11 protein-coding genes are annotated in these 10,506 nt (G+C 56.2%); 1 reads left to right on the top strand and 10 read right to left on the bottom strand.

Annotated features, from left to right (window positions below; genetic code table 11):
- Nucleotides 1-240: 240 nt before the first annotated feature.
- From nirJ to HQL65_00285, 7 genes are all read right to left on the bottom strand, one after another.
- On the bottom strand, nucleotides 241-1,482 hold the full coding sequence (gene nirJ / locus HQL65_00315; GenBank protein MBF0134661.1) for a heme d1 biosynthesis radical SAM protein NirJ: 1,242 nt from the start codon (nucleotides 1,480-1,482) through the stop codon (nucleotides 241-243).
- Entirely contained in the window at nucleotides 1,476-2,525 is a 1,050-nt protein-coding gene (locus tag HQL65_00310) for an Lrp/AsnC family transcriptional regulator (GenBank protein ID MBF0134660.1), read from the bottom strand. Before HQL65_00310 ends, nirJ begins: the two co-directional genes overlap by 7 nt.
- An 88-nt stretch (nucleotides 2,526-2,613) precedes the next feature.
- Nucleotides 2,614-3,132, bottom strand: a complete 519-nt coding sequence (locus tag HQL65_00305) for an AsnC family protein (GenBank protein MBF0134659.1) — start codon at nucleotides 3,130-3,132, stop codon at nucleotides 2,614-2,616.
- Complete coding sequence (locus HQL65_00300; protein ID MBF0134658.1) at nucleotides 3,113-3,607, bottom strand: AsnC family transcriptional regulator; 495 nt, start codon at nucleotides 3,605-3,607, stop codon at nucleotides 3,113-3,115. The genes HQL65_00305 and HQL65_00300 overlap by 20 nt, the downstream gene beginning before the upstream one ends.
- A 41-nt stretch (nucleotides 3,608-3,648) precedes the next feature.
- A complete protein-coding gene (locus HQL65_00295; GenBank protein ID MBF0134657.1) occupies nucleotides 3,649-4,863 on the bottom strand; it encodes a protein nirF in 1,215 nt (404 codons plus the stop codon).
- A gap of 26 nt (nucleotides 4,864-4,889) precedes the next feature.
- On the bottom strand, nucleotides 4,890-5,189 hold the full coding sequence (locus HQL65_00290; GenBank protein MBF0134656.1) for a cytochrome c: 300 nt from the start codon (nucleotides 5,187-5,189) through the stop codon (nucleotides 4,890-4,892).
- 258 nt (nucleotides 5,190-5,447) lie between these two features.
- On the bottom strand, nucleotides 5,448-7,118 hold the full coding sequence (locus tag HQL65_00285; GenBank protein MBF0134655.1) for a c-type cytochrome: 1,671 nt from the start codon (nucleotides 7,116-7,118) through the stop codon (nucleotides 5,448-5,450).
- A gap of 208 nt (nucleotides 7,119-7,326) precedes the next feature.
- Between HQL65_00285 and HQL65_00280 the strand changes: the two genes are divergently transcribed.
- Complete coding sequence (locus tag HQL65_00280) at nucleotides 7,327-7,554, top strand: hypothetical protein (protein MBF0134654.1); 228 nt, start codon at nucleotides 7,327-7,329, stop codon at nucleotides 7,552-7,554.
- Between the two features lie 49 nt (nucleotides 7,555-7,603).
- Here HQL65_00280 and HQL65_00275 read toward each other — a convergent pair whose 3' ends face one another.
- The 3 genes from HQL65_00275 to HQL65_00265 are packed head-to-tail and all read right to left on the bottom strand — an operon-like array spanning nucleotide 7,604 to nucleotide 10,506.
- Nucleotides 7,604-8,107, bottom strand: a complete 504-nt coding sequence (locus tag HQL65_00275; protein ID MBF0134653.1) for a hypothetical protein — start codon at nucleotides 8,105-8,107, stop codon at nucleotides 7,604-7,606.
- Nucleotides 8,104-9,666: a hydrogenase iron-sulfur subunit gene (locus tag HQL65_00270; GenBank protein MBF0134652.1), complete on the bottom strand. Its 1,563-nt coding sequence runs from the start codon at nucleotides 9,664-9,666 to the stop codon at nucleotides 8,104-8,106. The genes HQL65_00275 and HQL65_00270 overlap by 4 nt, the downstream gene beginning before the upstream one ends.
- A 15-nt stretch (nucleotides 9,667-9,681) precedes the next feature.
- Nucleotides 9,682-10,506, bottom strand: coding sequence for an SCO family protein (locus HQL65_00265; GenBank protein MBF0134651.1), 825 nt, complete (start codon nucleotides 10,504-10,506; stop codon nucleotides 9,682-9,684).

The raw sequence follows: 10,506 nt of genomic DNA, 5'->3' as shown, positions 1-10,506 counted from the left end.
GGGCCGTGTTGTTGGTTGTGTTGGTCTTGTTGGTCGTATTGGAGCTGGTGTCCGATACGGCTGTATTGGGTATGGTGGATGACATCAGCAGGAATACGCCGAGCCATGGGAGGGTGTGTGAGCATCTTTTTCGGGGCTTCGCCCCGGACCCCACCAGGGGGAAGGGCGCAGCCCTTCCCCCTGGACCCCCATCCCAGTCTTTCATTTGTTTTTTTTGTTTATTTTTAAATTGGATATTCATTATTTTTTCTCCTGCACACCAATTTCGTTGTCCGCCAGATAACACCCCGGATCCGCCGCCCAGGGATTGCCGGTTGCCTGAAAAGCCCGCACCCGAGTGTTGCCACCACAAATAGTCAAATAGTGACATTGGCCACAACGCCCCTCCAGAGGCCGTGGTTTCTGCCTTAATCCCCGCAACAAAGGATCCGGGTTGGCGTCAGACCATATCCGGGAAAAAGGGGTGGTGCGGACATTGCCCAGGGAGTGGTTCCACCAGAAAATATCCGGATGAACGTTGCCCCGGTTGTCAATGTTGGCAATACCGACACCGGAAGCATTGCCCCCCCAACGTTGTAGAATGGTTTGGGCCGCAGCTTCCTTGGCGGGCAGGTGTGCCCGGATCCAGTCGAGCAAAAAAGGTCCATCGGCATCGTTGTTACCGCTGACGAACTCCCGCAGTGATCCCTGTTGCAGATCCGCCAGGGCGGTTTGAAAAATGTGGGTCATGATGGTGCGCGTGGTCGCCGGAGTGGGGGCCATTTGTAGATTGGCCTGGCCGCGCCCGGCATGGTTCAGATGGGAAAGATAGATGCGCTCCACCCCTTCCCGGGTCGCCAGGTCGAGGAGGGCAGAAAAATCTGCGGCATTGGCCTCGGTCAGGGTGAAGCGCAACCCCGCCTTGACCCCCTGCTCCCGACAGGCCCGCAAGCCGGCCAATGCCCGGTCAAAAGCCCCGGCATCGCCGCGCATGTGATCATTCTGTTCCCGCAAACCGTCCAGGCTGATGCCGACATAGTTGAAACCGGCTTGCGCCAGACGCTCGGCCACGGCGGGTGACAGCAGTGTGCCATTCGTGGAGAGACCCAGATAAAATCCGAGGGACTTGGCCATGCGGACCAGATCAAACAAGTCATGGCGCAGCAAGGGTTCGCCGCCCGATAAAATCAGGGCGGGCACCCGGCATTGTTGCAGGTCGGTCAGCAGGTCCATCGCCTCTTGGGTCGTCAGTTCACCACTGAAATCCCGGTCAGAAGAGGAGGAGTAGCAGTGCAGGCAGTTCAGGTTGCAGCGCCGGGTAAGGTTCCAGACAATCACCGGTCCCGGTGGCGAGGCGGCATGGATTTTTTCTGCCGTACCGGATGGATGGATTTCCGGTATTTTTTTTGGGGGATGTGTTGTGGTCCGGATTGTTCCGGTCATGCCGGGTGTCTGCGGATGGGTGGCGTCCAATTGGCGAAGAATCTGGGTGATTCTCAGCATGTCGGCGACTCCGGGGTCAGGCGCAACCCGTTTTTTTTCAAAATGCGGGTGCTGAACAGAATATCATGCGCCCGTTGTGCGGGTCCCAGCAGGGTGGCAATCCGGGCTTTTTTTTCGTAAACCTCGGCCATGGTGCGTCCGTGGACCATGGCGAATAAATTATAGGGCCATTGCGGCAGGTTGCGGGGGCGTTGGTAACAGTGGGTGACAAAATCCAGGGCACCGACCTGGCTCCCCAGTTCGGCCATGCGTTCATCCGGCACATCCCAGACGGTCATGCCATTGGCCTGCAAGCCGAGACCATAATGATTGGGAATGATCCCCAAACGGCGGATCACACCCGCTTCCCGCATGGCTTGCAGGCGTTCCATGACTTCTTTTGCCGTCAAGCCAATCCGATTTGCCACCACCTGATAAGGCTCGGGGTGCAGGGGCAAACCTTCCTGGGTTGCCATGACAATGGGGCGATCCGTATCTGCGGCCACATAGGGAGCGTATTTTTTGCCATCCTGACCGCGCCGGGTGGGTTTTTCCCGGGCCGTCTGGATCCCTTTTTCATCCATGGCCACCCGAAAACCAATATGAAACTCCGCCTCTTTGGGAAAATTCAGGACCGGAAAACCGGTCCGAGCCGTGATGGCTTCCAGGATACGGGCCTGGGCATCCCGGGATTCGGTGGCCAGGACAAACCACATGTTCAGGGTGTGTTGCCGGTGATAATTGTGCGCCACCTCTGGAAAGGCATTGACCTGTTCAGCCACCGTGCCAAACACTGTTTCCGGAATGCTCATGGCGGCCAGGGTTACCGCCCCTCCCAGACGTTCGACATTGTACAGGGGACCGAAACGGGAAATCATCTTCTGCTGCAACATGTTCTCCAGACAGCGCAGCAGCTCGGTTTCCCGGGTATGCAACCGGGCTGCAACTTGGGCAAAAGGGGCATCCTGGAGGGGAAAATCATCTTGCAGGTGATTGATGATGGCTTGTTCCAGGGGTGACCAGGTGTTGGAACTCGCTTGCGCAAGGGGGGAGGCCGTGGACATGCGGATCAGGTTCCTGTTGCGGTGATTGCTTGAGATTGGGAGATACCGGAAGTGCCCGGTGCAAGGGAAAAGAGCGTGGCCATGCGGGTCAGGTTCCTGTGACGGCGGCTGCCTGGGATTGGGGCAGATATCGGGCACCACGTTGTTTGAAACGTCGATTGCTGAAAAGAATTTTGTGTGGGTAGGGCCGCAGACCACACTCTGTCATCAGGTGTCCAACCTGCTCCAGGACCTCATGGCGTTGGCGACCATGGATCATGCAATAGAGATTGTAGGGCCATTCTGGAATGACCCGTTGCCGTTGATAACAGAGATGGACAAAGGGGTAGGCGCAAATCTTGTTGGCCAGCCCGGGGAGTTCCGCCTCGGGGATATCCCAAACCACCATGGCATTGGCTTGGTAACCGAGTTCGTGATGGCGGACCACGATCCCCATGCGTTTGATGATTCCCAACCGTTGCAGCTCGGTCACTCCGGCGATGACGGCCTCTTCGCTGATCCCAAGGGTTTGGCCAATTTCCCGATAGGGATGGGAAACAATGGGAAAACCACCCTGAATGGCCTGGATCAAACGGCGTTGTTGTGCGTCAAGGGTGGGAAATTCCATGGTTTGGATGCCATTCCTGCTTGGAGAGTGGAAAGCCCAGATCCACGTGAAAATTGTTGACCATGGGCATGGAGTATACCGGCAGGCCGGTTGCCGCACCAATCCTTTGCACGGTGTTTTCCAGATCGGGCTGGGACATGGCGGTGATGACAAACCAGAGATTCAGGGTATCTTCACGGGCATAGTTGTGATTGATTTCTGAAAAGGTATTCACCAGGCTGGCCACGGACTCCAGGCGTTCCGGCGGGACAGCCATGGCGGCCAGGGTGCTGACACCAACCCGTCCGGGTTGCAACACCACGCCGACACGGCTGATTACGCCCTGTTCTTGCAGGGCGCGCAATCGTTCCAGGAGGACTTCTTCGCTGACGCCCAGGCTGTTGGCCATGACGGCATAAGGCTCGGGGGAGAGGGGAAAATCCCGCTGAAATGCATCCAGAAGGCGTTTATCCAGAGGGGTCAGGTCACTGTCCATGGCGATTGACATGGCGGGTATTTCTCCAACCTGTTCCGTGATCAAAAGCCGATACGATTGCCGCGTGCCGTCATGAAGATGCCACTGGGCTTGTCCATGGGCAATGATTTCAGGCGGACGAAGGTTGCGGTGTCGTAAAGATCCACGCGATTTTCGTCACGTATGGAGACCCAGACCGCTTCGCCACGCGGGGTGAATTCCATATGCATCACCCCCTTGCCGGGTTGCAGGGTATGGATGACGGCCAGGGTTGGCACATCGATGATTTGTACGGTGTCATTGTGGGGATGGGCAAAATTGACCCAGACTTGGCGGCCATCGGGGCGGGCCATGACAAACACCGGCTGTCCATGCACGGGTATTTTGGCTTTTTCCTGCCACTGGCCGATATCGGCGACCAGGACTTCGTGCTGACCAATGGCCGGCAGGAATGCCATCCCCGAGGCCATGGCCCAGCCGCGCAGGTGCGGCATTTTGTAGACGGGTTGTTTAGGTTTATCCTTTTCCTGGCCGTAACCACTCATGATGCGACGGACCCCTTTATCCGGGTGCCACAGGTCGAGCAGGGCCAGACCATCTTCACCGAACAGACCGGCAATGTAATAGCGTCCATCGCCCGTGATCAGACCATCATAGGGTTGGCGGCCAATGTCGGTATATTTGGTCAAGAGTGGTTTGTCCGGGGTTTGCAGATCGGCAATCCAGATTTCATGGGCATCGTAGAGGCTGAATACAAATTTTTGCCCGGGAGCATCGGCAATGCCCACAACCTTGGAAAGTTTGCCGTTGGCACCCATGGCCGGGATATCGGCGACCGGGGAGAGATCGGTGGTCGAAAATACCTTGATGCCACCCGGTTCATAATTGGCTACGGCTACCAGACGCCCATCCTGGGAGATGGCACCGCCGATGCTGTTGCCGGATTGGATCACCCGCTGGGTGATCAGGCCGCTCAGCAGATCCACTTTGCTCAAACCGCCGTCCCGGCCAAAGATGAAGGCATAACGTCCATCCCGGGAATAAACCATGGCGGCGTGGGAGAGATCCCCCAGGCCGGTCACGCGCTGGAGGATTGTGTTATGGGTGGTTTCAATAATCTGCACACTGCCGACAGCCCGTTCGACCACCACGGCAAGATCGCCGGTGCCTCGTGGTGTGACACATCCCGGGAGCGACAGAAGCGTCACGCCACCCAACAGCCACAATCCTGCCGCCAGCAGCGACCTTGTTGCGGGCAGGGGTCTTGCTGCCAGCATCGATTCCGGCAGGACACGGTGCAGCTTCATGGTGCGGATACTCCACGTTTCAGTCGTTCGGCCAACCAGCGAATCTCTGCGGGTGCCAGCAGTGGACCCCAGGGAGGCATGGCATTGAGCGGACGGCCATGGGTGATGGTCTCAATCAGCACATCCAATGACGTGTCTGATACGGCTTCCGGGGTCAAAGGTGGCCCCAAACCCCCTTTCAGGGTCAGACCATGACAGGAACCGCAATCCTGTGTCAGGAGATTTTCCAGATCGACACGACGGGAAGAAGAAAGGTCCGCAGCCTCGGCATGCATGACGAGCCACGGCAACACCATGGCCACAACGACCCCTGTTTTGAAAAACAGTCGTCCTTTCACAATCTTTTCCTCGCGGATTGCGATCTATTGGCCAGACGGGGAAACAGACGTTCCATGCTATGTCCAAAGTGCAGAAAAAACAATTGCAAAGTTGACACACAGGGCGCAGGTCGTGCCTTCCGTCGCCCTGTGGGGGGACGGAAGGCACGGCCTTGAACATCATTCTGGCGACAGATTGCCAGACTCCGGCAGCGACTGGCTGCCAGACTCCAGCAATCAATAGATGTCGCGCATTGTGTTGAGAACGTTGAACTTGCCGGTTGGGGTGATCAGGCGCGGATCGGTGATGACCTTTTTGACTTTGCGGGTTTTGTCGTCCAGCACGACGATGGCCGATTTTTTGTCCTTGGCATTCCAGACCGAGAACCACACTTCACTGCCATCCTTGTTGTATTCCGGTTGCACGACGCGCTTGGTTCCGTCGCCCAGCTCACCAGCCATTTTGGCGATGGGCAGCACTTCGAATGGTTTATCCAGGTTGTCCAGATTGTAGACCGCGATGGATTGGGATGTGTCTACATCCGGGTTCAACGGGGTATCTACCCAGAGATTCTTGGATTTGGGATGGGTTTTGATGAACAGGGAGCCACCGCCCTGGCCTTTCAGGGTACGGACGACTTTCCAGGCATTCTGGGGGAATTTGACTGGGTCGGTACCAATCAGGACCACGGTGTCGTCACCCAGGTGGCTGGTGGCCCAGACCGGACCGAATTTGGGATCGACAAAGTTGGCACCACGGCCCGGGTGGGGAATACCGCCCACATCGATCATTTTAACCAGTTTACGATCCTTGGAGTCGATCACCGCCACTTTGTTTGATTTGTTGGCGGCAGTCATGAAATAGCGATGGGTCACATCCCAGCCACCGTCGTGGAGGAAGGGGGCCGTGTCAATTGTGGTGATGCTCAGGTTGGTCAGATCCGAGTAGTCAGCCAGCAGCACCTTGCCGGTTTCCTTGACGTTGATGATGAAGTCGGGATGCTCGTGTGAAGCCACGATGGCGGCCACACGGGGTTCCGGATGGTATTCCTGGGTGTCAACCGTGGTACCCCGGGTCGAGACGATCTTGATGGGTTCCAGGGTGTCGCCCTTCATGACGACAAAATGGGGCGGCCAATAGGCACCACCGATGGCCAGCTTGTCTTCCCAGCCCTTGTACTTGGAAGTTTCGACCGACCGGGCTTCCATGCCGATCTTGATTTCGGCGACGTTGTCCGGTTTTTCCATCCACAGGTCGATCAGGTTGATCTTGGCATCGCGACCAATGACGTAGAGGTAGCGACCGGAGGTGGAAAGCCGGGAAATGTGGACCGCATAGCCGGTTTTGACGATATTGATGATCTCTTTGGTATTGCCATCAATGAGGGCAACCTCGCCGGAGTCGCGCAGAGTGACCGAGAAAAGATTTTCCAGGTCAATTTTGTTCATCTTCTTTGTGGGGCGTTTTTCGGGTGCGACCAGGACCTTCCAGGTGGTCTTGATCTCTTTCATGCCGAATTCAGGCGGTTGTGGCGGTTGCTGTTGTAGATAGTTGGCCAGCAACCCGATTTGTTCCTTGCTCAACGTATCGCCCCAGTTGGGCATGCCACCCGGCGAACCGTAGGTGATGAAATTTGTCAGATAATCCGTTCCCAGTTTTTGGGTCAAGTCTGGGGTCAGCGGTTTGCCAGTGGCACCCTTGCGCAATACGCCATGGCAGCCGGCACAACGTTCGAAATATATCTGTTTGGCGGTTTCAAAATCTTTTTCGTTCAGAGGTGCAGGGGCTGCGGCGGCAGGTGCGGCGGCGGGTGCATCCGCTGCCATGCTGGTTCCTGCAAGGAGGGTCAGGGCAAAAAATCCAGCCATACCCAGCAGAGCGCGTTTGGAAAATGAGGTTTTTGGCATTTTTGACTCCAGTTGATTGGGATGATGTTTCCGAATGTTTCCAATCCTACGGCATCAATGCAAGATGGGAATTGACCCAAATCAAATTAATGCAAAGAAAATTGTAAAATATTTGTAACAAAACGTATCAGAAATCGACAGGGGCTTTATTTTGCGTTTATTGGAGGTAGAGTATCTGCTTTCCGTTCAAATGATCCTGGAGGAAGCCATGCAATCCGTTATTTTTGTCCTGGTGGGTGTTGTTCTTTATCTTCTGACAGCTCGTATTCTGGAGGCGCTGGAGAGGCAACGCGGTGCCCGATTTCAACACCGTTCGGTCATTTTTTTCGTCTTGATTCTGATGTTTTCCCTGATCACCTTTCAGATCATTGAGCGTTATATGCCACCACCTGCGGCAGGGGTTGACGGGAGTGGTGCTGTATCGACAACTCAGTGAAAGGTGAATGTCCGGATGGTGTCGTCGAAGCCGACTACCAATCAACGGCTCAGTGAAAGGTGAATGTCCGGGTGGTGTCGTCGAAGCCGATTACCAGAAGCTGCCCGGGAGTCAGGGTGCGTTGCTGGCTGACTTGAAATTCAAATCCCGGGGTGGCCACGCTGTCATCCATGCGGACTTCCAGGAGATGGTTGCCGGCTGGCACCGGAAACTTGGCGTAGACGAATGCGGAGCCATCATCGTGCAAACCGGGGGGGGGGAAAGTGGATTGGGCCAGAAATTTTCCGTCCATGGCCAGTTCGATGTGGATGGGGGAACGGGCGCGGGAACAGGACATGGGTTTGCGCATGTTGGGGGGAAGTTTCAGCAGCTCTTCCGGGGTTCGTTTCCGGCAGGGTTCGCGCAACTCTGCCGTATGTTTGAAGGCCAGCCGGAGTTCGGCATGGCCTGGTGGCAGGTAGTGATAGGCCGGACTGGTGGAAAAATAATAGATGACCAGACAGAACAGGCCATAGGCAATTCCCTGGAATAGATAGGCACCCACTTGTTTCATGATGCTTTCTCCAGGGTCAGACTGGAGGGAATACGGTCGTTTTCCGCCAGCATTTCCGAGCGGAACCGGGCAATATTTCTGGAGAGGGTGAGGTGATCCTCCTTGCCGGCCCAGGAGACGAGGATGCGGCTGCGGTCGGTGCGGGTGAACAGTTTGGGGTCTCGACTGCCGGCGAGACGTTCCTCGACCAGTTTGTTGCCGAGTCGATAATAGCAGTCTCCCGAACGGCAACCGGTCACCACAACCCCTTCCGCCCCTTGACTCAGGGCGTAATCCAGGAACGAAGGGGGGAGCATGCCGGTACAGGGAAGGCTGATGACTTCGATGCCGGGGCTGCGCAACAGATCCAGATCGGCGGCGTGATCACAGCCATAGACGAGAATTCGACCGTCTTGTTTTTCGAGGATTTCGAGTGCGGCATTGGTTTTGTTGCGCAGTTCATCCACGGTGAACTCCGGCAGATGGATGCCGATCAGCAGATCCGAGTTGGCTTGCCGGTAGGGGTTGGAGGCACCGCAGGCCCCTACACAGATGCCGCAGGCGGTACACAGGGCCGGATCCACCGTTGATTGCAGCAGAAACTGCTTGTTGCCATCTTTGCGCGGCTGCATGGAAGCTGCCCCGAATGGACAATCACGGGCGCAACCACCGCAACCGTTGCAGGTTTCCAGGTTGACGATGGCGGCTGGTTTGGCTTTTCTGGGCGGCAACCAGGGGAGCAGAATGAGCAACAGGGTGGTGCCCAGGGAGATGCCCCAGGCCCAGCCGGGGCCGTATTGATCCAGGAATGGATAAATATTCAAGTAGAACCAGTCCAGATGGAGTTCGGTTGGGGCAATGGCCTGGCTGGCCGGACCATGGCTGACGGCGGGCTTGATGAGGGAAAGAATGATCAATGCCCCCAGGCTGCCCAGGGAGAGACCAAGAGGGGCGGAAAATTCCACCTGGCTGATGCGACTGACGTGAATCCACAGCATGAATACCATGCCGACCGGAAATGCCAAAAGGTGCAGGAAGGACATGAGGGTGAAAAACCGGTCCGATACCTCGCTGCCGATAAAATTGAGAATCATTGATCCCAGCGTCACCGGCAGCCAGTCAATCAATTCCGCAGTGGCCACGGCCACGTACATGGCCATCTGGTCCCAGACCAGCCAGTAGCCGGTGATGCCCAGGATCACGGCCAGCCAGAGGGTCGGGACGCCGGTAAACCAGGAAAACCAGCGCACATCCCGATACCGGTCCCGGAAAAATTCCCGGAACATGTGGAGAAATATGGTGATGATGGCGGCATCCGAGGCATACCGATGCAGCGACCGCATGATGCCGCCCAGCCACCATTGATCATGGGTCATGTATTCGACCGACAGATAGGCCCGTCCCACACTGGTTTCGAACAGTATAAAGACATAAAGTCCGCTGACCAGAACGACCCAGAAAAAGAAAAATGTCAGGGAACCCAGGTGGTAGAAAGGGTTCCACCGGTTGCCAAAGCCCCGGTTGAACCATTGCTCAACGGTTACGTAAAGCGAATTGCCCAGCTTGTGGATGGCAGCCAAGAATGGATCTCCGTTTTACTGTTTGTCACGCAGACGACGACTGCGGCGCATCTCTCGTATCAGCAGAACAAATGACCCCAGAATGATCGTACCACCGATCAACATGCCCACAAACAGGGAAGGGTCGAATCTATAGACATCCCGTTTTGGATCATAGACCGTACAAAAGAGGCGCACCTGCCGCACGAGTTCGAGCAGAAAAGGTTCCTGGGGAGCGGGTCGTCCCAGGATCAACTCTTTGAGGGGGCCGATCAGCAGGGGGGTTTCGAAGACATCACCATAGACTTGTCGATAGATGATTCCTTGGGCATCCACGATGGTGGCCTGGGTGACATGATCGAAGCCGCGTGTCGAACGCACATAAACGAATCCGAGTTGCCGGATCAATTGATCGAGAGTATGGGCATCAGCACTGAGAAATTTCCACTCGGGGGAGCGGATATCCTGGCGTCTGGCAAACGCAGCCATGGCAGATGGTGTATCATGAGCGGTATCAAAACCGATGGTTGCCACATTGAAACTGGTCTTGCCCAAGGCGTCGCGGGCCTTGTCGATCACATCGGACAGAAAGCGTGTGGCCACGGTACAGGATGTGGTGCAACTGGAAAAGACCAGACTGATCACCAGGGGTTTGCCCAGAAAATCACCCAGGGCGACAGAACGTCCATCCTGATCCTTGAAGGCGAGGGAAGCATCCAGTTTGTTGCCCAGTACTGCCTGACTGGTACGAATGGCTGTTTCATTGTCCAGGGTGGTATACCCTTCGGCCCATCCTGACGTTGCAGCAACCATCCATAGAGTCAATCCGACGAGCCATCCGCGACCTGCATGGTTGGCCAT

Source organism: Magnetococcales bacterium (assembly GCA_015228935.1).
In the GTDB taxonomy this organism is placed as follows: Bacteria; Pseudomonadota; Magnetococcia; order Magnetococcales; family DC0425bin3; genus HA3dbin3.
Note: the sequence above shows the minus strand (reverse complement) of the source record. Positions and strands in the feature narration are given on the sequence as shown.

Coding starts and splice junctions, on each gene's coding strand:
- nirJ (MBF0134661.1), bottom strand. CDS start 1,482: ATGCTGAGAATCACCCAGATTCTTCGCCAATTGGACGCCACCCATCCG.
- HQL65_00310 (MBF0134660.1), bottom strand. CDS start 2,525: ATGTCCACGGCCTCCCCCCTTGCGCAAGCGAGTTCCAACACCTGGTCA.
- HQL65_00305 (MBF0134659.1), bottom strand. CDS start 3,132: ATGGAATTTCCCACCCTTGACGCACAACAACGCCGTTTGATCCAGGCC.
- HQL65_00300 (MBF0134658.1), bottom strand. CDS start 3,607: ATGGACAGTGACCTGACCCCTCTGGATAAACGCCTTCTGGATGCATTT.
- HQL65_00295 (MBF0134657.1), bottom strand. CDS start 4,863: ATGCTGGCAGCAAGACCCCTGCCCGCAACAAGGTCGCTGCTGGCGGCA.
- HQL65_00290 (MBF0134656.1), bottom strand. CDS start 5,189: ATGGTGTTGCCGTGGCTCGTCATGCATGCCGAGGCTGCGGACCTTTCT.
- HQL65_00285 (MBF0134655.1), bottom strand. CDS start 7,118: ATGCCAAAAACCTCATTTTCCAAACGCGCTCTGCTGGGTATGGCTGGA.
- HQL65_00280 (MBF0134654.1), top strand. CDS start 7,327: ATGCAATCCGTTATTTTTGTCCTGGTGGGTGTTGTTCTTTATCTTCTG.
- HQL65_00275 (MBF0134653.1), bottom strand. CDS start 8,107: ATGAAACAAGTGGGTGCCTATCTATTCCAGGGAATTGCCTATGGCCTG.
- HQL65_00265 (MBF0134651.1), bottom strand. CDS start 10,506: ATGGCCAACCATGCAGGTCGCGGATGGCTCGTCGGATTGACTCTATGG.